Origin of the sequence: Flavobacterium sp. Root901 (assembly GCF_001429765.1) — a bacterium.
In the GTDB taxonomy this organism is placed as follows: Bacteria; Bacteroidota; Bacteroidia; order Flavobacteriales; family Flavobacteriaceae; genus Flavobacterium.
In genome coordinates this window covers 669577-694896 of sequence record NZ_LMJB01000006.1, presented here as the reverse complement: position 1 = coordinate 694896, position 25320 = coordinate 669577, and the positions used below count along the sequence as shown (strand labels likewise).

The 25320-nt window shown below is 33.2% G+C and carries 23 protein-coding genes; 9 read left to right on the top strand and 14 right to left on the bottom strand.

Annotation, left to right across the window (positions count from 1 at the left end; genetic code table 11):
* Positions 1–51: 51 nt before the first annotated feature.
* Together ASE21_RS12445 and ASE21_RS12440 are read left to right on the top strand one after the other, a co-directional pair.
* Positions 52–2217 (top strand): endonuclease MutS2, encoded by a 2166-nt coding sequence (locus ASE21_RS12445; RefSeq protein ID WP_057122983.1) that lies wholly within the window; start codon positions 52–54, stop codon positions 2215–2217.
* Between the two features lie 241 nt (positions 2218–2458).
* Positions 2459–2872 carry a thiol-disulfide oxidoreductase DCC family protein gene (locus ASE21_RS12440; protein WP_057122982.1) on the top strand — a complete coding sequence of 138 codons (414 nt, stop codon included), beginning with the start codon at positions 2459–2461 and terminating at the stop codon, positions 2870–2872.
* A gap of 135 nt (positions 2873–3007) precedes the next feature.
* Here the strand turns inward: ASE21_RS12440 and ettA are convergent, their stop codons facing one another.
* The 3 genes from ettA to holA form a co-directional block, all read right to left on the bottom strand.
* Positions 3008–4699, bottom strand: a complete 1692-nt coding sequence (gene ettA / locus ASE21_RS12435) for an energy-dependent translational throttle protein EttA (RefSeq protein ID WP_057122981.1) — start codon at positions 4697–4699, stop codon at positions 3008–3010.
* An 83-nt stretch (positions 4700–4782) separates the two neighbouring features.
* Complete coding sequence (locus ASE21_RS12430) at positions 4783–4965, bottom strand: CAL67264 family membrane protein (RefSeq protein WP_057122980.1); 183 nt, start codon at positions 4963–4965, stop codon at positions 4783–4785.
* A 67-nt stretch (positions 4966–5032) separates the two neighbouring features.
* Positions 5033–6037 carry a DNA polymerase III subunit delta gene (gene holA / locus ASE21_RS12425; RefSeq protein WP_057122979.1) on the bottom strand — a complete coding sequence of 335 codons (1005 nt, stop codon included), beginning with the start codon at positions 6035–6037 and terminating at the stop codon, positions 5033–5035.
* Positions 6038–6136: 99 nt separating this feature from the next.
* On the opposite strand from holA, the gene ASE21_RS12420 reads away from it, so the two are divergent.
* From ASE21_RS12420 to ASE21_RS12410, 3 genes are read left to right on the top strand one after another with little or no spacing between them, the layout of a single operon-like run.
* Entirely contained in the window at positions 6137–6589 is a 453-nt protein-coding gene (locus ASE21_RS12420) for a type I restriction enzyme HsdR N-terminal domain-containing protein (protein ID WP_057122978.1), read from the top strand.
* Positions 6590–6597: 8 nt separating this feature from the next.
* Positions 6598–7617, top strand: a complete 1020-nt coding sequence (locus ASE21_RS12415) for a glycosyltransferase family 2 protein (protein WP_057122977.1) — start codon at positions 6598–6600, stop codon at positions 7615–7617.
* Positions 7618–7651: 34 nt separating this feature from the next.
* On the top strand, positions 7652–8485 hold the full coding sequence (locus ASE21_RS12410; protein WP_057122976.1) for a flagellar motor protein MotB: 834 nt from the start codon (positions 7652–7654) through the stop codon (positions 8483–8485).
* Between the two features lie 179 nt (positions 8486–8664).
* Here ASE21_RS12410 and ASE21_RS12405 read toward each other — a convergent pair whose 3' ends face one another.
* The 4 genes from ASE21_RS12405 to ASE21_RS12390 form a co-directional block, all read right to left on the bottom strand.
* Positions 8665–9285, bottom strand: a complete 621-nt coding sequence (locus ASE21_RS12405; protein WP_057122975.1) for an L-threonylcarbamoyladenylate synthase — start codon at positions 9283–9285, stop codon at positions 8665–8667.
* 86 nt (positions 9286–9371) lie between these two features.
* Positions 9372–11708: an ATP-dependent helicase gene (locus ASE21_RS12400; protein WP_057122974.1), complete on the bottom strand. Its 2337-nt coding sequence runs from the start codon at positions 11706–11708 to the stop codon at positions 9372–9374.
* Between the two features lie 171 nt (positions 11709–11879).
* Positions 11880–12116 (bottom strand): hypothetical protein, encoded by a 237-nt coding sequence (locus ASE21_RS12395; RefSeq protein WP_057122973.1) that lies wholly within the window; start codon positions 12114–12116, stop codon positions 11880–11882.
* Between the two features lie 134 nt (positions 12117–12250).
* Positions 12251–13018 (bottom strand): sulfite exporter TauE/SafE family protein, encoded by a 768-nt coding sequence (locus ASE21_RS12390; RefSeq protein ID WP_057122972.1) that lies wholly within the window; start codon positions 13016–13018, stop codon positions 12251–12253.
* Between the two features lie 126 nt (positions 13019–13144).
* Here ASE21_RS12390 and ASE21_RS12385 point away from each other — a divergent pair, with 126 nt between their 5' ends.
* Complete coding sequence (locus ASE21_RS12385) at positions 13145–13666, top strand: hypothetical protein (protein ID WP_057122971.1); 522 nt, start codon at positions 13145–13147, stop codon at positions 13664–13666.
* Positions 13667–13739: 73 nt separating this feature from the next.
* Here the strand turns inward: ASE21_RS12385 and ASE21_RS12380 are convergent, their stop codons facing one another.
* The 3 genes from ASE21_RS12380 to ASE21_RS12370 form a co-directional block, all read right to left on the bottom strand.
* Positions 13740–14645, bottom strand: coding sequence for a patatin family protein (locus ASE21_RS12380; protein ID WP_057122970.1), 906 nt, complete (start codon positions 14643–14645; stop codon positions 13740–13742).
* Positions 14646–14774: 129 nt separating this feature from the next.
* Positions 14775–16841, bottom strand: a complete 2067-nt coding sequence (locus ASE21_RS12375; RefSeq protein ID WP_057122969.1) for a M1 family metallopeptidase — start codon at positions 16839–16841, stop codon at positions 14775–14777.
* Complete coding sequence (locus ASE21_RS12370) at positions 16841–17758, bottom strand: transposase (protein WP_057122968.1); 918 nt, start codon at positions 17756–17758, stop codon at positions 16841–16843. The genes ASE21_RS12375 and ASE21_RS12370 overlap by 1 nt, the downstream gene beginning before the upstream one ends.
* A gap of 88 nt (positions 17759–17846) precedes the next feature.
* On the opposite strand from ASE21_RS12370, the gene ASE21_RS12365 reads away from it, so the two are divergent.
* Both ASE21_RS12365 and ASE21_RS12360 read left to right on the top strand, forming a co-directional pair.
* Entirely contained in the window at positions 17847–18584 is a 738-nt protein-coding gene (locus tag ASE21_RS12365) for a diphthine--ammonia ligase (protein WP_057122967.1), read from the top strand.
* 22 nt (positions 18585–18606) lie between these two features.
* Positions 18607–19110, top strand: coding sequence for a hypothetical protein (locus ASE21_RS12360; protein ID WP_057123194.1), 504 nt, complete (start codon positions 18607–18609; stop codon positions 19108–19110).
* Positions 19111–19113: 3 nt separating this feature from the next.
* Here ASE21_RS12360 and ASE21_RS12355 read toward each other — a convergent pair whose 3' ends face one another.
* The 3 genes from ASE21_RS12355 to ASE21_RS21760 form a co-directional block, all read right to left on the bottom strand.
* Positions 19114–19653: a DUF1697 domain-containing protein gene (locus ASE21_RS12355; protein WP_057122966.1), complete on the bottom strand. Its 540-nt coding sequence runs from the start codon at positions 19651–19653 to the stop codon at positions 19114–19116.
* Positions 19654–19700: 47 nt separating this feature from the next.
* Positions 19701–21473 carry a hypothetical protein gene (locus ASE21_RS12350; protein WP_057122965.1) on the bottom strand — a complete coding sequence of 591 codons (1773 nt, stop codon included), beginning with the start codon at positions 21471–21473 and terminating at the stop codon, positions 19701–19703.
* A 100-nt stretch (positions 21474–21573) separates the two neighbouring features.
* A complete protein-coding gene (locus ASE21_RS21760) occupies positions 21574–22137 on the bottom strand; it encodes a hypothetical protein (RefSeq protein ID WP_128414693.1) in 564 nt (187 codons plus the stop codon).
* Positions 22138–22355: 218 nt separating this feature from the next.
* Between ASE21_RS21760 and recG the strand changes: the two genes are divergently transcribed.
* A complete protein-coding gene (gene recG, locus ASE21_RS12340; protein ID WP_057122964.1) occupies positions 22356–24464 on the top strand; it encodes an ATP-dependent DNA helicase RecG in 2109 nt (702 codons plus the stop codon).
* Positions 24465–24688: 224 nt separating this feature from the next.
* Here the strand turns inward: recG and ASE21_RS12335 are convergent, their stop codons facing one another.
* Positions 24689–25288, bottom strand: a complete 600-nt coding sequence (locus ASE21_RS12335) for a PAS domain-containing protein (RefSeq protein WP_057122963.1) — start codon at positions 25286–25288, stop codon at positions 24689–24691.
* Positions 25289–25320: the final 32 nt, after the last annotated feature.

Below are 25320 nucleotides of genomic sequence, written 5' to 3'. Positions count from 1 at the left end.
GTACAATATACTATTTTCGTATTTTTGCCTGTACTTTCTTAAAGAAATTAAATGATTAGTATTACAGATAAAACATTACAAGACTTACAATTTCCAACCGTACTTGAAACCATTTCAGATGGATGCAACACCGACATTGGAAAAGAAAAAGCTTTACAAATAAAACCATTTAGAGACAAAGAAGAATTAATGTCGGCTTTAATGCAGACTTCTGAATATGTTTCGTCTTTTCAAAATAACAACGCAATTCCAAATCATGGATTTGATGCCATTTCGCATGAAATTAAGTTTCTTGCAATTGAGGATAGTTTTCTTGAAGTAGGAAGTTTTAGAAAAATTGCAACACTATCTTCTACAACAAATGTCCTGCTGACATTCCTTAAAAAATTTGATGATTATTATCCAAATTTAAATGTAAGAGCAGCAAGAGTTGAATACACAAAAGATATCGTTAGTTTAATTGATGCAATTGTAGATAAATACGGAGAAATAAAAGACAATGCTTCGCCGGCACTTTTGAGCATCAGGCAAAACATGAATTTGGTTCGCGGCAAAGTAAACCAAAGTTTTGGAGTAGCTCTTACTCAATACAATGGTCTTGGTTATTTGGATGATATTAAAGAAAGCTTTGTTCAAAACCGACGTGTTCTTGCCGTACTTGCCATGTACAGACGTAAGGTAAAAGGCTCTATTTTAGGAAGTTCGAAAACCGGAAGTATTGCTTACATTGAACCCGAAGCTACTTTAAAATATTCGAGGGAATTAGCTAATCTTGAATATGAAGAAAAGGAAGAAATCACAAGAATTTTAAAGCAATTATCAAATGCAATCCGACCATTTTTGCCTTTATTAATTGAATATCAAGACTTTTTGAGTGATATTGATGTCGTGGCAGGTAAAGCAAAATATGCCAATCGAATCAACGGAATTTTACCAGCAATTACAGAAGAAAGAAGATTGTTCTTTAGAGAAGCCTATCATCCTATTTTGTATTTGAACAACAAACAGAAAAAGGAAATCACATATCCGCAGACCATAGAGTTAAAACAAGAAAACAGAATTATTGTAATTTCAGGACCTAATGCCGGAGGAAAAACAATTTCCCTAAAAACAGTTGGTTTACTACAATTAATGTTGCAATCCGGAATTTTAATCCCGGTTCATGAAAGAAGTGAAACTTTCTTGTTTGACAGAATCCTTACAGATATTGGAGACAACCAATCTATTGAAAATCATTTAAGTACATATAGTTATCGTTTAAAAAACATGAATTATTTCTTGAAGAAATGCAACAAGAAAACCATGTTTTTAATTGATGAATTTGGTACAGGTTCTGATCCGGAATTGGGAGGAGCTTTGGCAGAAATTTTTCTGGAAGAATTTTATCACAGAGAAGCTTTCGGGATTATTACAACGCATTATTCAAATCTGAAGATTCTGGCGAACGAATTGCCTTTTGCAACAAATGCCAATATGATGTTTGACGAAAAGTCTTTAGAACCAATGTACAAACTGGCTCTGGGACAAGCGGGAAGTTCGTTTACTTTTGAAGTTGCTCAAAAAAATGGCATTCCGTTTGGATTAATTAATCGCGCGAAAAAGAAAATTGAAGTTGGAAAAGTTCGTTTTGATAAAACCATTGCAACGCTTCAAAAAGAAAGATCCAAGCTTGAAAAAACTTCTTTAAACTTAAAAGAGGAAGAAACACGTGCGCGCGAGGAAAGTAAAAAGATGGAAAACATCAATACCAGAATTCAGCAAAAACTGGAAAGCTATCAGGAGTTATACGACAGTAACCAGAAGGTTATATATATAGGACAAAAAATTGATGATATTGCTGAGAAATATTTCAACAACAAAAACAAAAAAGAACTGATTGGCGAATTTTTGAAAATTGTTGAAATCGAAAATTCTAAACGTAAAAAAGCAACACCAAAAGAAGTAAAGGCAAAAGTTGAAAAACAAAAAGAAATTATTGCCGAAGTACAGGTAAAAGTAGAAGAAATCCGCAAGGAGAAAAAAGAGAAAAAACTCAAACCTGTTATAGAAAAACCAAAACCAATTTTAAAAGTTGGTGACAGAGTTAGAATGCTTGACGGAAGATCTGTTGGAAGTATCGATGCTATCGAAAAAAATAAAGCAACAGTTAATTACGGAATTTTTACATCGAAAGTAAGTTTGGATGAATTGGAGTTAGTTGAAGCTGTTAAGAAATAATTTTTAATTGGAGAAAAACTCCAAATTTGATCAAAAATTAAAATAAAGCATTTTAAGTGATTATTTTCAAAAATATGATTAAGAACATGAAAAAAATCTGATAATCGCTTTAAAGGAATTTATAAAGGCTATTTTTTATTTATAAAATTTATTGTTTTAAAAATATTAATAGATTTTTAAAATAGCTAATTTCTACTATTTTTTCTTCATATAAAATTTCTTAAAGTTTATACATCATAGTATGCAGAATTTACCAAAAAATAAAAAAATAATTCTTTTCGACGGAGTCTGCAATTTATGTAATGGCGCCGTTCAGTTTATTGTTAAGCATGACAAAAAAGATATTTTTCGTTTTGCAGCACTGCAGTCAGATTTGGGGAAAGAAATTTGTAACTATATAGGTGTAGATCAAACAAAAATTGACAGCATTATTTTTTACAATCCGGGAGTTGCCTATTATTATAAATCTACAGCCGTAATAGAGATTGCAGAAGAGTTAGGAGGATTTTACAGTCTGCTTTTAATTTTTAAAATTTTTCCGGAAAAACTTCGAAATTACCTTTACGATTATATTTCAAAAAACCGTTACAAATGGTATGGCAAAAAAGAGAGCTGTATGATTCCTACTCCGGAAATTAAAGCTAAATTTCTTTAAAATTTAAATTTATTTACAAATTGTCATTAACAAACTAGACCTAATAAACTGAAACATACATTACTAAAAAAACAAAATCCCAAATTCCGTTTTAAAATTGGAATTTGGGATTTTTTATTGAAATTTCAGATTTAATTATCTGATTAACTTTCTGTATTTCAAACGTTTTGGAGTTAAATCACCACCTAAACGTTTCTTTTTATTTTCTTCATAATCAGAGAAACTTCCTTCGAAGAAATAAACTTCAGAATCTCCTTCAAATGCTAAGATGTGCGTACAAATTCTGTCTAAGAACCATCTGTCGTGCGAAATAATTACGGCGCAACCAGCAAAATTCTCTAAACCTTCTTCAAGCGCGCGAAGTGTATTTACGTCAAGATCATTCGTAGGCTCATCCAGTAAAAGTACGTTTCCTTCTTCTTTCAAAGTCATGGCTAAGTGCAGACGGTTACGTTCTCCACCAGAAAGCATTGATACTTTTTTGTTCTGCTCGCCACCTCCAAAGTTGAAACGAGATAAATAAGCTCTGGAGTTAACCTGCTTTCCTCCCATCATAATTAATTCCTGACCGTCAGCAAAGTTTTCCCAAATCGATTTATTTGGATCTATATTAGAGTGAGACTGATCTACATAAGCGATTTTTACAGTTTCTCCAACTGTAAATTCTCCACTGTCTGTTGCCTGTTCTCCCATGATCATTTTGAAAATAGTAGATTTACCAGCACCATTTGGCCCAATAATTCCAACAATACCAGCTTGCGGCAAAGTAAAGTTCAAATTATCATATAATAATTTATCACCAAAAGCTTTCGCAACATTTTTAGCTTCAATAACATTCGTACCTAAACGCGGACCATTCGGAATATAGATTTCCAAATTTTCGTCTAATTGTTTTTGGTCTTCATTTAATAATTTATCGTAATTCTGTAAACGCGCTTTTTGTTTGGTCTGACGACCTTTTGCTCCCTGACGAACCCATTCTAACTCACGTTCTAAAGTTTTTCTGCGTTTAGAAGCTACTTTTTCTTCCTGAGCCATACGGTTTGATTTTTGATCTAACCAAGAAGAGTAGTTTCCTTTCCACGGAATACCTTCTCCTCTATCCAGCTCAAGAATCCAGCCTGCCACATTATCAAGGAAATAACGGTCGTGCGTTACCGCAATAACAGTTCCTGCATATTGTGCTAAATGCTGCTCTAACCAAAGTACCGACTCGGCATCTAAGTGGTTGGTAGGCTCATCCAAAAGCAATACATCCGGCTGCTGTAATAACAAACGGCATAAAGCTACACGACGGCGCTCACCTCCCGAAAGGTTTTTTATTGGTGTATCACCTTCAGGTGTACGCAATGCATCCATTGCGATTTCTAGTTTTGTATCGATTTCCCAGGCACCAAGTGCGTCAATTTTATCCTGAAGAGCTGCCTGACGATCCATCAGTTTATCCATTTTATCCTGATCTTCGTAATATTCAGGAAGACCGAATAAATCATTAATCTGGTTATATTCTTCAAGAACTGCCATAGTTTCTGCCGCACCTTCACGAACAATTTCAATAACTGTTTTAGAATCATCAAGAATTGGTTCCTGCTCTAAATAACCTACAGTGTAACCTGGCTGAAAAACCACATCTCCCTGATAATTTTTATCAACTCCTGCAATAATTTTTAAAAGTGAAGATTTTCCAGAACCGTTAAGACCTAAAATACCAATTTTAGCTCCGTAAAAGAAACTTAAATAAATGTTTTTAAGTACCGGTTTGTCTGCTCCCTGATAGGTTTTACTCAATTTTTGCATTGAGAAAATTACTTTCTTATCGTCTGACATTCTATTTATTTTTTATTTGAATTAATTATTTTTTACTGATCTTAATATTGCAATTGTTTTTTGCAATGTACTATTGAATCGAATTAAACTCTACCTTTTAATGCATTAAAAACCCAGGCATTAGCAAAAAAACCAACACCTACAGCCACAAATCCCCAGCCAGAAACATCACTGTATCTAAAAGCGCCAAGACCTATCAGCAACAATCCCATAAGTACCATTATAAAAGTAGCCCATCCTAAAACGGTATTTTTATTCATTCCCATAATTTTGTAATTATTATTTTTAAGTAGTAAAATTTTTAGAAAGGCAAATATCGTGAATTTTCACGGCTTAATTAAATATTTTATACAGCATTTCTTTAAGTAAATCTGATTGAGGTAAAGCATTGGCCCCTACTCCTTTACTTTTAATATCAATATCACGCAGAGCACCTACAATCTGGCTGACTTTTCGCATTGGATAATTTTTTACGGCTAAATCGTATTCTTTTAAAAAATAAGGATTTACGCCAATTGCAGCTGCAACATTTTTTGGATTTTTATCTTTAAGTCCATGGTATTTTAAAAGCTGCACAAAAAATCCGAAGACTAAACCTGTAGTCATTACCAAAGGATATTCTTTAGGATTGTGTGCAAAGTTTTCTGCTATTTTATAAGCTTTCAGCTGGTTGCGTTCTCCAATTGCTTTTCGAAGTTCGAATACATTATAATCTTTACTAAAACCAATATTTTCTTCGATATGCTGCGGCGTTATCATAGTTCCCTGAGGGAGAATAATCTGCAGCTTTTCTAATTCATTATTGATTTTGCTTAAATCGGTTCCTAAAAACTCAACAAGCATAGCATTTGCTTTTGGGTCGATTGTGTATTTTTTACCTGCCAAAACTCGCTTAATCCAATCACCAACCTGGTTTTCATATAGTTTTTTACTTTCGTAAACAACACCTTTTTGAGCCAAAAGCTTGGTCACTTTTTTACGTTTGTCGAGCGTTTTATATTTGTAGCAAAAAACTAAAACGGTCGATTGCATCGGATTATCGACATACGATTCGATTTTATCTATCGTTCTGGATAAATCCTGCGCTTCTTTTACAATAACAACCTGACGATCAGCCATCATTGGATAACGTTTGGCCGTAGAAACTATATCATCTACAGAAACATCCCTGCCATACAAAACCGTTTGATTAAATCCTTTTTCTTCTTCTGCCAGCACATTTTGTTCGATATATTCAGACAGTTTATCTATATAATAAGGTTCTTCGCCCATTAAAAAATAAATAGGTTTTATATCTCCTGCCTTAATATCATTAACAATTTTTACAACTTCGTCCATTCAAATTTAGTTTTCAGTGTAGAGTATCAGTTCTCAGTTTTACAAAATAAATAATTAACTAATTTTCAAATTGAGTAATTTTCAAATTATATTTGCTTTATGCTTAAACTAAATTTCCCGGTCTATACTTTCCGATTCAAAAATAGCGAAAATAAAGTGTCTATTTTTGATGAAATAAGGAAAAAATTTATCATTCTCACTCCCGAAGAATGGGTTCGCCAGCATGTGGTCCATCATTTAATTTATGAAAAAAAATACCCAAAATCGCTTATCAATGTTGAAAAAGTTCTAACTGTCAACGGATTACGAAAAAGGTACGATGTTGTGGTTTTTAATTCAGACGGCTCCATACATATATTGGTAGAATGCAAGGCTCCTGAAGTTAAAATTTCTCAGGCAGTTTTTGACCAAATTGCCCGTTATAACATGACCATGAAGGCACGGTTTTTGAATGTCACAAACGGGCTGAACCATTTTTATTGTCAGATGGATTTTGAAAATGAAAGATATCAGTTTTTGCAAAACTTACCCGATTATAATAATATTAAATAAAAGCACTTTTGGATAAAATAGCAGTTGTCATTTTAAATTGGAACGGAGTTAAATTGTTAGAGCAATTTCTGCCGTCTGTTTTACAATATTCAGCAGAAGCCGTAATTTATGTGGCCGATAATGCATCAACCGATTCTTCTGTAAATTTTGTCAAAGAAAATTTTCCATCTGTAAAAATTATTCAAAATAACGGGAATCATGGTTTTGCAAAAGGGTATAACGATGCGCTTCAAAATGTAGATGCTGAAATTTATGCTTTAGTAAATTCGGATATAGAGGTAACTCCAAATTGGCTCAGACCAATTATCGAAACTTTTGATAAAGAAAAACAAACTGCCGTTATTCAGCCTAAAATCCTTGATTTTAAAAATAAAGAATATTTTGAATATGCAGGTGCTGCCGGCGGATTTATAGATAAATATGGTTATCCGTTTTGCAGAGGCCGAATTTTTGATACCATTGAAAAAGATTATGGTCAATACAATGACAACTGCGAGTTGTTTTGGGCTTCCGGTGCCTGTTTTTTTATTCGAAAAGAAGTTTATCATCAGCTAAATGGTTTTGATGAAACGTTCTTTGCGCATCAGGAAGAAATTGATTTATGCTGGCGTGCTAAAAATGAAGGACATATTATAAAATACAATTCAGAATCAGTTGTTTATCATGTTGGAGGCGCAACATTACAGCAGGGAAATCCTAAAAAAACATATTTAAATTTTAGAAATTCGCTGTTAATGCTTGTTAAAAACCTTCCAAAAAAAGGACTGTTTTTTGTTATTTTCTTCCGAATGATTTTAGACGGAATTGCTGGTATCCGTTTTCTTACACAAGGAAAGTTTGGGCATACTTTTGCCATTTTAAAGGCACATTTTTCATTTTATTGCCTATCTTTAAAATATCTTAAAAAAAGAAAAGATTTTCAAACACAGCAATACTATACCTTAAAAAGTATCGTTTTCCTGTATTATATAAAGAAATTACTGGTTTTTAAAGAAATCTTTAACAGTAATCAAAATATTAAAAACTAAATTTGTAATCAACGTTTAATTAAATAGAATACTTATGAGAAAAATAGTTATCGCACTATCAGTATTAATGGCCTTAACTTCGTGTGTATCGAAAAAGCAATACGCTGCACTAGAAGCAAAGCAAAAAGAGACTCAGGATTTATTAAACTCTTGCACAGTTAAATTAAATTCTTGTCTGGAAGAAAAAGCAGGATTAGCAGCAACAGCTGAAAGCTATAAACAACACAATCAGGATTTAATTAACAGCTCAAAAGACTTAACAGTTTTAACTACTAAAGGTGCTGAAAACCTTGAAAAATCTCTTGAAAGTTTAAAAGAAAAAGATTTAAAAATCTCAAGACTTCAGGATGCTCTTACTAAAAAAGACAGTGTAACTTTAGCATTGGTTACAAGTTTAAAAGGTGCAGTTGGAATCAACGATCCGGATATCGAAATCAATGTTGAAAAAGGAGTTGTATTTATCTCTATTGCTGATAAATTACTTTTCAAAAGCGGAAGCTATGAAGTGAGTGACAAAGCAAAATCTGTTTTAGCTAAAGTTGCAAAAGTAGTAAACGACAAACCTGACTTTGAGTGTATGGTTGAAGGTCACACAGATGACGTTCCTTACAAAAGCAACGGTGTTTTGTTAGACAACTGGGATTTAAGTGTTAAACGTTCTACTTCAATCGTTCGTGTATTAACTAATGACTTAAATGTAAACCCTGCAAAATTAATTGCTGCCGGAAGAAGCTCTTATGTGCCTTTAGTTGCAAATGATACTCCGGAAAACAAAGCTCGTAACAGAAGAACCCGTATTGTTGTTATGCCGAAAATTGATCAGTTCTACGATATGATCGAAAAAGAAATGAAAAAACAAGCAAAATAATTAAAGTAATATACTTTATAAAACAGAAAAAGCAGGTCGTTGACCTGCTTTTTTTGTATTCTTAATTTTTAAATGACCAATTAAATCAAGAATAACATTATTTTTATTAACTAACTAAATTTTAACTATACTAAAGTTAGGCATAATTTTTTGAACTTTTATAAGATTTACGTTTTTATTTATAAAATATCAACATCGCCTTTTCCTTCTCTTATTACAACCGGTTCATGTTCAGATAAATCTATGATTGTTGAACCTATATTATCTCCATAACCTCCATCAATTACTACATCAACCAGATTCTGCCATTTTTCAAAAATCAATTCCGGATCTGTTGTATATTCAATTACATCATCTTCATCACGAATAGAAGTCGAAACAACAGGATTTCCTAACTGACGTACTATTTCTAATATGATATTATTATCAGGAACACGAATACCAACAGTAGTTTTCTTTTTAAACTCTTTTGGGAGATTATTATTTCCCGGTAAAATAAACGTATAAGGTCCGGGAAGTGCTCTTTTTAATATTTTAAAGGTAGAAGTATCTATTTGACGGACATAATCTGAAAGATTACTCAAATCATGACAGATAAAAGAGAAATTTGCTTTCTCTAACTTTACTCCTTTTATTTTTGCAATTTTTTCTAAAGCGCGTGAATTGGTAATATCACAGCCTAGACCGTAAACCGTATCGGTTGGATAAATTACCAAACCGCCATTTTGAAGCACTTTTACAACTTTTGCAATTGCGGCTTCACTAGGTTTATCCGGATATATTTTTATGAACTCAGCCATTTGATTTTTGTTTAAAGTTTAATTTGTTTCCGGTTTCACATTCAAATTGTAATTTGAATGTGAAACCGGAAACTTGAAACCAATATTTATCCTACCACATCTAATTTAGCAAATCTTAACAGAAGTTTTTTAATTCCACCAACTTCAAATTTAATTTCTGCTTTTTTATCAGCTCCCACTCCTTCTAAATTAATAACTTCTCCTTTTCCAAAACGTTCGTGCATTACAACATTTCCAACCGTTAATTTACTGTCAAACAAATTAGTATTTGAACTTGAAGGCGCATTTCCTGAAACTGGTTTTAATTTTCGAATATTGAGATCCGGTTTAGGATTATTATCTGTAATATGTTTGGGAGGCGTTCCTCCTACTGGTTTTGCTAATCGTAATTTCGATTTATCAATGTCTCCAAAAATATCACCGTCAATTGGCGATTTATAACGGTAATTACTTTCTGCCGGAGTTAGATATTCAAGATATTGACCATCAATTTCTTCGATAAAACGAGAAGGTTCGCTGTCTGTAAGTTTCCCCCAGCGGTAACGGGATTGTGCATAAGTTAAATAAGCCTGATGTTCTGCACGAGTTAAAGCTACGTAAAATAAACGACGTTCTTCTTCTAATTCACTTCTGGTACTCATACTCATGGCACTCGGAAACAAATCTTCTTCCATTCCCACAACAAAAACATGCGGGAATTCTAGTCCTTTTGCTAAGTGAATCGTCATCAGCGCTACACGATCTTCATCGGTCGTATCTTTATCTAAATCAGTTGCAAGTGCCACATCTTCCATAAATTCAGATAACGCACCTCTTGCTCCGTCAATTTCTTTTTGTCCTTCAGTAAAATCTTTTATACCGTTTAAGAGCTCTTCAATATTCTGGATTTTTGCCATTCCCTCAGGAGTTGCATCTTTTTTTAATTCCTGAACTAAACCGGTTTTCTTTGCCACATGATCCGTTACGTAAAAAGCATCCTGATTTTGATCAATCACCTGAAAGCTCTGAATCATGGTCACAAAATCTTTTAGCTTATTTTTTGTACCGGTATTCAGTTTCAGATCAATTTTATCAATATTTACCATTACTTCCCAAATCGAACGTTTGTAATGATTTGCTGCAATGGTTAATTTTTCAACAGTTGTATCCCCAATTCCACGAGCAGGATAATTGATAACACGAATCAACGCTTCTTCATCTTTCGGATTAATTACCAAACGCAAATAACACAAAACATCTTTAATTTCTTTACGCTGATAAAAAGATAATCCGCCATAAATTCTATACGGAATATCGCGTTTTCTCAATGCATCTTCCATTGCACGAGACTGTGCATTAGTACGATATAAAATTGCAAAAGCTCCATTATGAAGCTGATTCTGCATTTTTTGTTCAAAAATCGTACTGGCAACAAAACGCCCTTCTTCGGCATCGGTCAAACTTCTGTGAACTTTGATTTTGGGACCAAATTCATTCGCAGTCCAAACCACTTTATCCAGTTTGGTTTTATTATGCTCCATTATGGTATTTGCCGCTTCAACAATATTTCGGGTTGAACGGTAATTTTGCTCCAATCGATACATTACTACCCCTTCATAATCTTTCTGGAAATTCAAAATATTATTAATGTTCGCTCCACGAAATGCGTAAATACTCTGTGCATCATCACCAACAACACAAATATTCTGAAATCTGTCAGATAAAGCCCTTACTATCAAATACTGAGAGTGATTCGTATCCTGGTACTCATCAACCAGAATGTAGCGAAAACGATCTTGATATTTAGCTAAAACTTCTGGAAAACGAGTAAGTAATTCGTTGGTTTTCAACAATAAATCATCAAAATCCATTGCTCCTGCCTTAAAACAACGTTCTACATACTGCTGATAGATTTCTCCTAATCTCGGTCTTTTTGCCATTGCATCGGCTTCAATTAATTCCGGATTATTGAAATAAGCTTTTACAGTAATTAAACTGTTTTTATAACTGGATATGCGGCCTAAAATCTGCTTTGGTTTATAAATATCACGATCCAGCTGCATTTCTTTAATAATCGAAGAAATTAATCTCGCTGAATCCTGAGAATCATAAATTGTGAAATTGGAAGGATATCCTAAATGATCTGATTCCGAACGAAGTATACGCGCAAAGATCGAGTGAAAAGTTCCCATCCAAAGATTTTTTGCCTCAGACGCTCCCACAATATCAGAGATCCTGTGTTTCATTTCACGCGCTGCTTTATTGGTAAAAGTAAGCGACAAAATATTGAATGCATCAACACCCTGCGCCATCAAATAAGCAATTCTAATCGTTAAAACACGGGTTTTTCCCGAACCTGCACCAGCAATAATAATCATTGGCCCGTCTTTTTGCAAAACGGGTTGTCTTTGTGCTTCGTTGAGCTGGTCAATATATTTCTGCATGTAATTTTCTCCTTTTATGCAAAAATAAGAATTTATAAAGTAAGTTCCTAAGATGCTTTTTAAAGGTTCTGAGAGGCTAAGATGCTAAGGTTCTGAGATACTATTTTTTGAAGCCAGACAAAAGGCATTTTATTAAACATGGTTTCCCGCTTTCGGCTATATCTCTCCGTTTCACTGCGAGGATACCGCCTCAATCGGGGCTGGATATAAACAATGGGCTTCTTTTAAATATTTTGAAAGAATTTTAATTTTGATATCATACTTTATTCTCAATTTTTCTTTAAAATCGGAAAAAGAAATAAGTCTGCCAGCTTTTATATCATCATCACCTTTGTGAAGTAATTCAAGAATAACATCATCCTGCAAATCATTTAAAAGATCTTCAGAATTTTCCATAATTTCATTCATTATTGTAGTCTTTATAATTTTAAAATCTCTAATAAATACAAATTAAATTAAAATTTGAATAGCCATTGGTTTTAACCAACGGTTATTCAATAACTTAGAATCTCAGAACCTTAGCATCTTAGCCTCTCAGAACCTTATTTAAAAAACACATCATAAGCGAAGCGAATCAATGTTCCTACAACCACTATTAAAAAGAAAATCCGAATAAAACCATTTCCTTTATTAATTGCCAGTTTTGCGCCAAGCCAGCCGCCAAGACCATTACTTACAGCCATTGGAATTGCAATTGTCCAGATGATTTTCCCTTTTATGATAAACAGACAAATCGAACCGAAATTTGTGGCCAGATTTACCATTTTAGCATTCGCGGAAGCGTGCAGAAAATCGAAACCTAAAAGCGCTATAAAAGCAACCACAAAAAAGCTTCCGGTTCCGGGACCAATAAATCCATCATAAAAGCCAACAATTATACTGATTATAACTGCATATATTATTTGTGTAGTTTCGGAATGATCTTTAGCAACATGCTGTCCAAAGTTTTTCTTGGCGTAAGTATATATAAACAGCAAAGACAAAATCACCAGCAAAAGCGGTTTCATAAAATCATTGCTTACAAGGGTTAAAATAGTAGAACCCAGAAATGCCGAAGGGACTGCTAAACACATCATTATTAAAAGTAATTTCCACTGGATAACAACTTTTTTAAGATATTGAAAAGCTGCAAAAGCTGTTCCGCTGAAAGCCGGTATTTTTAAACTTCCAATAACCGTAGAAACCGGAAGATTTGGTAATAAAATTAAACCCATAGGAGTTTGAATTAATCCGCCGCCGCCAACAATTGCATCAATAAATCCTGCTGCAAAAGCCGCCAAACAAAGAAAAAATATAATATATGAATCCATTAAGAGAAATATTTCTGGTAGTTATAAAAACAAGTCGCAAAAGTAAAGTTTCTAATTTGCTTATTCGTATAAATTTAAAGTGGATTTCTCATCAAAAAGTATATTTTTGCTAAAAAATTAGCCCCAATGGATTTTACAAGAATTATAGAATTAGCCAGTTATACTTTACCTGCAATTGTTACTGGATTTGTAGCGTATAGTTTTTTTGAACTGCACATTAAAAATAACGATAAAAAACGTGCTTTTTTATTGAACAAACAAGCTCATAAAGAATCTCTTCCGATTCGTCTGCAGGCATACGAAAGAATGACTTTGTTTCTAGAACGTATTAATTTGACCAAATTACTAATTAGAGTTACTCCTATTTCGCATGAAAAACACGATTATGAGAACTTTGTAATAGATCAGATCGAACAAGAATTTGAACACAATTTAACGCAGCAAATTTACATGTCTGAAGAATGCTGGTCGATTATTACAACTGCCAAAAACTCTACAATTCAAATGATTCGTAAAGCGGCAATGAGCGACAGAGTTGACAGTGCTGATAAACTTCGCGAAGTTATCCTGAATGATTTATTAGAGAAACAATCCCCAAGCAATGTTGCTTTAAGTTATATTAAAAACGAAGTTGCTGAACTTTGGTAAAATTTAATTTTAGATTGCAGATTTTAGATTATGAGCTTATGAGCAGACAATCTAAAATCTGAAATCTAAAATCTTAAATAATCCTGTTATCGCTCATTACTTCAGATTTATTTTGGGCATACTCGTACCCTTGCTTCCACCATTCTTTCATTATTTCTTTATTAAAAATCAAGGCATTATCCGTTAATTTAGTCGGAGTGTAATATAAGTTAAGTTTAACATCTTTACTGTTTGCCATAAGTTTTCCTATAGCAATATCATGTTTTTCTACCTGATCCAAAGCAATTCTAAATAGATCAATCATTAAAGAAAACGGATTTTTACCAATAACCATTTTGCTTGTATTAACTTCTGTTTCGAGAATAATTACGTCTATTTCTGTTGCGCCGCGGTTGATGGCTTCGCGAATTGGAACCAGACTCGAAAATCCTCCATCGCCATATTCGTAATTGTTTTTTGAAACCAGACTCATAAACGGAACATAATTACTGGAAATCCACGACCATTCACAAAATTCTTCGTAACTGCAGTCTTTAACCGATTTATATTCTGATTCGTTTTTCGTGAAATTGGTCACTGTAATAATAACGTCATTATTCATTTTTTTTAGTTTATTGAAATCAGACAGCGAGAAATTATTCTGAATGTATTTCTTTAAACCTTTGCTTTCGCCAAATGTTCTTTTTCCTTTAAAAAACTGGCGCATAACATTAAAGTGATTAATAGTTACAATGTCTATTCCTTCTTTTACTTTTACCACAAAGGGGCAAATATTAAAGATACTTGACATCGTAACATTCGTATAAACCGAATGTATTTTTTTAATATGACCGAGAGCTAAATGCGGAATAAGTAAACTTCCTGTTGATGTTCCTAAAAACAAATCATATTCATGTTTTTTTTCTTCTATTAAGTACTGTGCAACACCGCCGGCAAATGCGCCTTTACTTCCTCCGCCAGAAATAACTAATGCTCTCATAAATTTTAAGTTGTGAATTATGAGTTATGAGTTTTAAAACTCCTACTCTCTAAACTCGATATTCTCTATAATGATTTTTAATTTTTAATGCCATTTAAGTCAACTCATAACTCAACACCCATAACTTTTTTAACTTTTCTCAGCTAATAAACGGTTTAACTGAAACTGTTCATCGGGGTTCAAATTAGGTAAAATTCTATTAAATGACGCACGCATTTCTGAATTTTTCAATAAACTTCTTATAGAGTCTCTCCCAAATTTGGAGAACTGCCACATGTGGTGTGTTGTAGCATTTACCAGACTGGTTAAAACATCATCATTTATAAATTTAAAAGCAAGGAGTTTTTCTAAAGCATTCTGACGGGTTGCCGCTTCATACCTGGTAGTTGAAAAAGCAGTTAACTCGTTAATAAGTGCCTGCGGATTCTCACTATAATCTGTTGTAGACAACGCAAGAGACAGCCATAAAGTCCTCAGGTTATAATCGTTAAAACCAATCCAGTTTTTGGATTTATCCAGATATTCTGTTCTATGATCCGGGAAATTTTTCCATAAATAAAACAATGCAATTTCTTGCGTCTGATAGGATTTATCATTGAGCAGCGTTTCATATTCTGTTCTAAAATCTTCCGGAATTTTAGATAACGATCCTGCTAATGTCTGGCGCAATTGAATATTATTTTGATGCAGGGCTTTTAAAAGTAATTCTTTTTTATCTTCATATTTCTCATTCTGCAATTGCGAAATAATGGCTTCTTTTACTGAATAATGAATATTTGAATCCAAGGTTTTAGTAAAAAAATTTATTTTTTCGTTTAAAGGTGTTTTCTTCAGTTTGTCGACTTCCAAACGTACTTTAACTGCTTGGTTTTTACTCAATAAAGCGTTAGCTGTCGGTGTATCAAAAACGGTAGATTCTAACCAGTTTTTTTGAAACTGAACCAAATCAAAGTCGGAAACCTGTTTGATTTCGTCGAAGAAATTCTGCGTATTTACATTTTTAAAAGCGTATTTATTCAAATAACTTTTTACGGCTTTTTTGAAAGCTTTATCGCCAATTGATTCATGCAAAACAAAAAGTGCCCATGCCCCTTTTTCATAAAAAGTTAACGAACTCGCTTTTGCATTTAAAACCGGAATTGTATCTGTTCTTGAAGCAAATTTTATCTGCTGTGCTGTATCGTAAAGTTTTGCATAAAAATAATCGTCTCCAAAAATATCTCTTTCGGCCAATAAAGCATAATAGGTTGCAAAACCTTCCTGAAGCCAGTGATGCGTGCTGCTTTCAGCTGTAATTAAATCCCCAAACCAGTGATGTGCCAGTTCATGTGCATCCACATTGGTATAATTTCGGTCGACAAAACCAATATTATCCACGACATAACGTGTTGTAAAAAGTGTTGTAGTTGTGTTTTCCATTCCGCCGTATAAGAAATCCCGAACCGGAATCTGCCTGAAAACTTTCCATGGATATTTTACGCCAATTTCTTTTTCCAAAAAATCAAAAATTCGTTTAGAATAACGATAGGTTGGTTCAAAACTGGACGCATCTTTGTGCTCAATATAATATTCTAACGGAATTTTAGATTTTGATGAAAATTGTTTTTTGTCATATTTGCCTACTGAAAGTACCAATAAATAAGAACTCATCGGATTTTCCATTTGATACTGCCAATGTACTACGTTGTTTTTTTCGGTTTTGCTTTTTAAAACTCCGTTTGAAACAACCTGATATTCTTTTTTATAAGTAATTCCGAGATTAAAAATCACTTTTTCGTTAACATCATCAAAGCTTGGAAACCAATTGCTTGTATATCGCCCTTGTCCCTGTGTCCAGATTTGAATATCATTATTTTCAACAGGAACGAAATATAAAGCCTGTTTTGGTTTTGCATTATATTTAAAAGTTAAATGATTATTTCCTTTCTGAAAATTATTAATAATTTGTAATTCCTTGCCTGTGTTAACAAAAACGACATCTTTACCATCAAGCTGAACATTGGTAAACTGCATGTTTTTGGCGTCGATTTTAATCGTATCGATTGGCTGCAAAACATCAAAATTGTAATCGACCTGTCCGTAAATTATTTTTTGGGAATCAATTATATTTAATTCTCCCGAAACAGATTTAAAATCAACATATTTAGTTTGTTGGGCAAAAACGAAGGTTGTTATAAAAAAGAGAATATATTTCATTACATTATTGTGTTTATAGAATCTGTTTCCCAAGATATTGGATTATTTTTAATGTAATCATAAATTGTTTCAAATGTTTTGTAATTTCTAACAATATGGTCGTGATAATTTTGCTGCCAAATTGATTCTAAACCGTTTATTTGTTTGGTTGTAACCGATTTAAAAATAGCAACAAAAGATGAAATAGAATTTGATTTACGAGAAAATTTCGGCAAAGATTGATTGTTTTGCGATTTAGATAACGATTCGTTCTGTAGAGACGTCTCCGCAACGTTTATCGACATGGTTTGTCCGTTTTTTGTTTTGTCAGTTATTGCGGATATGCTTGACGGAGACGCACTGCGGTGCGTCTCTACGATATTTGATGGATTAATATGCGATTGGTTAATATGGGGCGTAATAATATTTAACAATTCGATTTTAGACAACGATTGGTTCTGTAGAGACGCACCGCAGTGCGTCTCCGCAACGTTTATCGACATTGTTTGTGCATTTTGTGTTTTGTCAATTGTTGCGGATATGCTGGACGAAGACGCACTGCGGTGCGTCTCTACAATATTTGATGGATTAATATACGATGGGTTAATGTGCGATGGATTAATATGCAGCGTGGTAATATTTGATGATTCAATTTTTGAATCAATATTTTGCTGAATTTCAATTAATAAATGAACATGATTGGGCATAACAACCCAATTATGAAAAAACCAGTTTTTTCGAATTTTTATCGATTTTAAAAGTTCATTCTCTACAATTTTTCCATTTTCATTTAGGATCATTTTACCCTCATCAATGCTCCCAAAAATACATTCTCTGTTTTTTGTAACCATTGTGATAAAATAAAGAGCTTCACTAGAATAATCCCAGTTTCTTAATCGGTTAGATTCAACTTTTAATTTTTCTTTATATAATGTCATTTTTTGGCGTATAAGATTTCAAAGTTACAAAGGTTTCATTTACAAATCGAATGAAATTTGTAAGTTTACCAAACAAAAAAATACCAACGTGCCAACACCTAAAAAAGCCTTATTTAACTGGAGCAGCGGAAAAGATTCTGCTTTGACTTTATATAAAATCCTTCAAAATCCTGATTACAAAATTGAGTATTTGCTAACCAGTGTAAATCAGCAGTTTCAGCGGATTTCGATGCATGGCGTTCGCGTAGAACTTTTAAAAGCTCAGGCAGAAAGCATCAATATTCCGCTGAAAATCATGGAAATTCCGGAAATGCCAACAATGGAAGTCTATGAAAATGTGATGACCAAAACTTTGACAGAACTGAAAAATGAAGGCATTACTCATTCTGTTTTTGGTGATATTTTTCTGGAAGATTTACGAAAATACCGTGAAGAACAATTGGCAAAAATAGGTTTTCAGGGTGTTTTTCCCATTTGGAAAATTCCTTCCTTAGCGTTAATTCAGGAATTTATTTCTCTTGGATTTAAAACAATTGTGGTTTGTGTAAATGAAAAATATTTAGACAAAAGTTTTGTGGGCCGAATTATCGATCAGGATTTTATAAAAGATTTACCGGAAAATGTAGATGTCTGCGGTGAAAATGGTGAATTTCATACTTTTACTTTTGATGGGCCAATTTTTTCAAAACCCGTAAATTTTGAAATTGGCGAAATTGTTTATCGAAAATATCAAAACCCGGCAAATCAGGATTCATCGAATAAAGCCTGTGATACAAATGCTTCTGATGCTTTTGATTATGGATTCTGGTACTGCGATCTTATTTAATTATTTCGATTTAAAAAGTAATATGTCATTAAAAGAAACAGAAGAAGTTAATAAGGTTCTGCATTTTTTGGAACAAATTGGGATTGTTGTCATTGAAAAAGAATTAGGCCAGACTTTTTTACCGGGATTAGATTTAGGCCCCAACTGCATTTTTATTGATTACAATACATTAATCTATCCCGGAGATATTCTGCATGAAGCGGGACATTTAGCCGTAACAGCTTCTGTAGAAAGAAAATTGATAGGTACTGATGAAATTTCTGTCGACTGGCCAACACAAGGTGAAGAAATGGCAGCTATTTTATGGTCGTTTGCTGCATCGAAGTATTTGAATCTGCCATTGGATTTTGTATTTCATCCAGACGGATATAAAAATGATGCTGACTGGCTGATTTCAAATTTCAACAGCGAAAATTACATTGGATTGCCAATTCTGGAATGGATGGGTTTATGTCTTGGAAATGAACGTTCAGCCAAAGAAGGAAAACCTGCTTTTCCGGTAATGCTAAAATGGATGCGGGATTAATTGCTATTCTTCATACATTTTCAGTAAGTTGGTAATTGTATTCAGGTTTCGCATTGTTCCTGTAATATTTAGTTTTTTCTCAATATATTTTAGTTCCAGTCTTGTTTTTCCTGCTCCGATATCATATTTGATAAAAATCCTGTTTTCGTCTATACTTGCTTCGTCCGGTTTAAACTGACTGATTTTTAAATCGTGTATACTCTCTTTTTTCAAAGCCATTGAAACAAAAACAACATACAGTTTTTTAATATCGATGCCTTTTTCTTTCAAATAAGGATTGTTAGAAAAACACAATTCTAAATCTTTTTTTGAAATTACAATTGCCGGAACTTCATGACCAAAAACCTTAAAGATTTCCTGCTTAATCATAAAACCAACTTTTGCCGCATCTTCTTCGCTGTCTACAAAAACATTTCCGGACTGTAAATACGTGCGGACATTTTGAAAACCAATATTTTCAAGCATTGTTTTCAAAGCATCCATTTTTATCATGTTATGGCCGGATACATTAATACCGCGAAGAAGTGCTAAATGTGTTGTCATTGTTTAAATTTTATTCAAAGATAAATATTCATTTTATGATTGCAGAATTAATCTTCGTCATCCCCAATTTCAATATCAAATCTGGTTAAAAATTCATTTAATTGCTTTTTATATCTGGTTTTTGCTTCGTTTACGATCACTTCTGCTTCTTCATTAGACTCTATTGCATCCAGATTAAATTCTTTTTTAACCCATTTTGAAAATTCTTCCTTATTTTCATTTTCGTGATAATATTCCTCGTCTTTGTAGAAATAAGCGTTATCAAAATCAACAGAAATCTCTGTGTCTACTGTCAGGAGCTGGATTAATTTTCGTGTATTTTCTGCCACAACATGAATTCCGCCTTCGTCACCAAAAACTACTATCGGGCATTTATTCAAATCATTATCAATAAGCCAGTATGCATAAGAACTTCCTGAACCGTTTGCTCCCGCAAATTCAATAAAACTATTGTAAAATTCTTCTTCCTCAGACCAGGTTTTTATCCCTGTTTTTTCATTAATTAAAAGAAGTCCAAAACATTCAGAATATGTTTCTGATCCGTATTTTTGATCAAATTCGTATAATTTTATTAAATCTTCCGGTATTGCACTGCCATTAAACTGAACTGCAAATTCTTCTAATGAAAAATTATTATTGTATTCTTCATATTCATTGGCATTATCTTCATTTTCGTTTTCTTCTTCAGAAACATATGCAGTAAGGATTTCAAAAGTTTTTATCGCTGCGGCTTTGACACAGTAAAGTTCAATTCCGGGTGCAGTTTCATCATTCATCCATTGGTATTTAGGATCTCCGTCTTCATCAAGATATTCTAAAATGAGGGTAATTTCCTGATCGTCATGACACCATAAAGATCTTATTCTAATGCTAAATCCATTTGAAATTTCTTCAGAAATCTGACTGTATTTTTTTCCTTCGTAATCAAAAGGAATAAACGAATATGTAGTACCTGAAATATATTTAATGAGTCTGCCATTATCTTTTACATCTTCATGGTCAGATAAAACTTTAACCATCTCTATAAACTGATCCCGAAAATTAGTATACGAATACTTTTCTGTTTTATCATAATCAATGATGGAAAGCCCTTCTTTAAAAACATCATAATAATTATTCCCTAAAACTTCTGTTCCGCTGCCTGAATGTTCAATAAAAGAGTCATTAACAATATCTGATAATTTATGAGTCGACGGAAAATAGTTTTCGACTGTTATTACAGCTCCATCCGCGTCACTAACATTACTGCAAATCATCACATCAGGCCTGTTGATATTCACTATTGCCTGAACATCTGTAAAACGTTCAAAATGCATCAGCATATCATCACTATAAATCAACCAGGCTGTAATATCGCCTTTTACAAAAAGTTCTCCATGATTGTATTCTCCTAAGAGTGCATCACATTTTAAGCCGCCGCCTAAATAATGTACATTTCCAAATAATGTAATATTAAACGTAGTTGTTTCTCCTAAGACAATTAACGCAGGCGAATTATCCGTATCAAAAGAGGTGATAAATTTTGTAACATTGAGGTTTCCTTTAAAGATAAATCCTAAAATAAAGACATCAGGATGCTGCTCTGTACTGAATTCCATTTCAAATGATTCCAGTTCAACATCTTCTTCTGCTAAAAGGAAAACCGGATTTTCTTCATAATCCGGAAAACGCCAGGTATCTTCAAAAACATTGTAGATTTTTTCACCATTAAAATTGGTCAGATCGCCAATAATACTGTGGGCTTCGTGTCGGTTAATAACCTTAAATGTAATACCTGCAAACTCTAAAGTCTCAAATGGATTTTTTTCTTCTTTACTCATTTTTAAGTGGCCTATATTTCAACAAATCTAATAAATAAGTTTATTTATTAAAACAATACTGACTTTATAAAAACGTAAAAATGTTCAACGCCAATGTTATTTATAAGCTAAAAGTCTGATCATTCTTTTTTGCTGAATACTTTAGTTTGTATTGTGAATCAGATAAATTTTGTCTTGAAGCAATTTTAATTTGCGTATAATCAAGTCTATATTCTCTTAAACAACGTTTAATAGCACTAATACCTATTTCTTCATCAACGACGAGACAAAAAATATTCAGTACAAATTTTTTAGGATCTGCAGCTGACTGTCCCATATCAAAACCATCAACCGCTCCTAAGCCTTTCCATCCAAGTTCTTCATTTAAGTATTCTGTAACTTTATCTTTGAGCCAACAGTCGCGAGTATTTCCTTTTAAACTTTTCATTTTGTATTGAACAACTAACCAATATAATTTATCATCTAAAAATTCTGTAAATCCAACATTTTTAAATCGTTGACCAAAATAATCATCTGATTTTTTCAAATCGTCGGATAAAACAATGTTTAAAGTCTTACCTGTTTTGCCAACTATTCCTGTATGAATTATTGCTTTGTTGGAATCTATCCAATATTCAGCATATAATATTTTGCCGGATGAATCAATTTTATAAAGTTTCTTCATTTTAATTCAATAAAAATAATTATTTTTCTTACAAATATATTATAAAATAAAACATGATATTCATTAAAAAGTTGAAATAAAATAAGCTTTAATCAACATTAGAAATATTTTAATTTTGAAAAACTGATCTATTTTCAAAATACCTAACAAAAAACTATCTTCGCTTTCCAAAATTCATCAACATCAAAAATCTAAAATCAACAATCTAAAATTTCTCCATGTCTAATAATCTCCTAGAAACCCCAATCGAATACCTAAAAGGTGTTGGTCCCAGCCGTGGTCAGCTTCTTCGTAAGGAATTGGGAATTCATAAATATGGAGATTTAGTCAATTTTTTTCCCAATCGGTATATCGACAGAACCCGTTATTATAAGATTAACGAACTGCAAAATACAGGAACTGAGGTCCAGATTATTGGAAAAATTATTAATATAAAAACAGTCGAATTTGCCAAAAACAAAAAACGATTGGTTGCAAGTTTTGTTGATGATACTGGAATGATTGAACTGAACTGGTTTCAGGGACACAAGTGGATTCGCGAAAGTTTAAAATTAAATGAACCGCTTGTAATTTTTGGAAAATGTTCTTTGTATGGAAGCCAGTTTAGTATGGCGCATCCGGAAATTGAATTGCTGAGCGAACACGAAAAAAGTCTTCGATCTGCAATGCAGCCTGTTTATCCTTCGACGGAAACGCTCACCAACCGCGGCATTTCAAACAGAACGATCAATAAAATGATGGAACAATTATTTATTGAAACTCAGGCGTTGTTTACAGAAACTTTTCCGGCGTATTTAATTGAAGAATTAAAGCTGATTTCTAAAAGAGCCGCTTTATTCAATATACATTTTCCAAAAAGTGCTGATGCTTTGGCGAAAGCCCAATTTCGCTTAAAATTTGAAGAACTGTTCTTTATTCAGCTGCAGCTGATCACAAAAAATTTAATTCGGAAACATAAAATAAAAGGCCATCCGTTTACTAAAGTGGGTGAACTTTTTAATGAGTTTTATCAAAATCACCTTCCGTTTGATCTTACAAATGCCCAAAAAAGAGTGATTAAGGAAATCCGCTCAGATATGGGAAGCAACGCCCAAATGAACCGGTTACTTCAGGGAGATGTTGGTTCGGGAAAAACTATTGTGGGTTTTATGAGTATGCTTTTGGCTATCGATAACGGTTTTCAGGCGTGTTTAATGGCACCTACGGAAATTTTGGCCAATCAGCATTTTATAGGATTATCTGAATTTGCGAATACATTAAATATCAGTATAAAAATATTAACCGGCTCTACTAAAACTTCTGAAAGAAGAATTATTCATGAAGACCTGGAAAATGGAAACCTGCAGATATTAATCGGCACTCATGCTTTATTAGAAGATAAGGTGAAATTTCAGAATTTAGGTTTAGCCATTATTGATGAACAGCATCGTTTTGGTGTTGAACAAAGATCAAAATTGTGGAAAAAAAATGATATTCCGCCACATGTTTTAGTCATGACTGCAACGCCAATTCCGAGAACTTTGGCCATGAGTTTATATGGTGATTTAGATGTTTCTGTAATTGATGAATTGCCGCCGGGAAGAAAACCAATTGAAACCGCACACCGTTTTGACACTAACCGATTAAAAGTATGGAAATTCCTTCGCGATGAAATTGCAAAAGGAAGGCAGATTTATATCGTTTATCCTTTAATTCAGGAATCTGAAAAAATGGATTATAAGGATTTGATGGATGGTTACGAAAGTATTTCGAGAGATTTTCCGCTTCCGCAATATTCAATTTCTATTGTACATGGAAAAATGAAACCCGCTGATAAAGATGCCGAAATGAAACGTTTTTCTGAAGGCAAAACGAATATTATGGTTGCCACAACAGTAATTGAAGTTGGTGTAAATGTTCCAAATGCCAGTGTGATGATTATCGAAAGTGCTGAGCGTTTTGGTTTATCGCAGCTTCACCAGTTACGCGGCCGTGTAGGACGCGGTGCTGAACAGAGTTATTGCATTTTAATGACCAGTCACAAATTAAGTGCCGACAGTAAAACCCGAATGGAAACTATGGTACGAACCAATGACGGTTTTGAAATCGCCGAAGTGGACCTTAAACTCCGCGGTCCCGGAGATTTAATGGGTACTCAGCAAAGTGGTGTTTTAAATCTGCAGATTGCAGATATTGTACGCGATCGTGATATTTTATCCTTAGCCAGAAATTATGCCCTGAAAGTTTTAAAAGAAGATGCCTCTCTCCAAAAACCAGAACACGCAATTCTAAAAGCCGTTTTCATAGAATTAACCAAGAAGAAGAATATTTGGAATTATATATCTTAAAAAAGACTCTAAGAGGCTGAGATACTTTTTTAAAGTTCAAGATATTAAAAATTAAAAACTTAGAATCTAAGCAACTCAGAATCTCAGAATCTTAAAAAAAAAATACTTCACTGCATCTCTAACTTTTTTATGAGTTATAATATTCAGGCGATTAGATTTGTTGGGGGGCAAATTATGTAATGAATATTAGGCTGACGCAATGAAGCATAATTTATTTTTTAATTTTATTTTTTAGAAGGTGTTTTTTCAAACAAACCGCTGAATAAGCCTTTGCTTACTTTATTTTTGTCGTCTTTTCCGGTTGTAATTAAATGGTCGATGTATTCCATGTAAGTTTTTTTGCGTTCTTCTAAAAAACCGATAAGATATTCTTCTGAAGCAATGATTCCGCTGGCTTCTTCAATTTGCAAAAGCTTTTTATACAGGGGTTCTATAAATTTTGTAATAATAGGTTCCGGAACAGATTTTCTGGTTCCGAAATAGCCCACTATATCACCGTCGGTATCAGCAATTATTTTAAAATCGGTTACAACCCAGTAATAACGACCTGTTTTGGCCATATTTTTTATAATTACATGAATATTTTCACTTGATTTTATGCTATCCCACAAGAATTTAAAAATTACTTTAGGCATATCAGGATGCCTCACAATATTATGAGGCTGTCCTACAAGTTCAAATTCATCATATCCGGAAACGTCTATAAAGTCTTCGTTGGCATACAGAATGGTTCCATTTTTGTCTGTTTTGCTGAGTAAAATTTTATTTTTATTCCAGTCGACTTCTCTTTCTGACGGTGTTGGGCGATTAAATCTCGTATCCATATATTTTTGCTGCTAATTAATAAACGATGGGG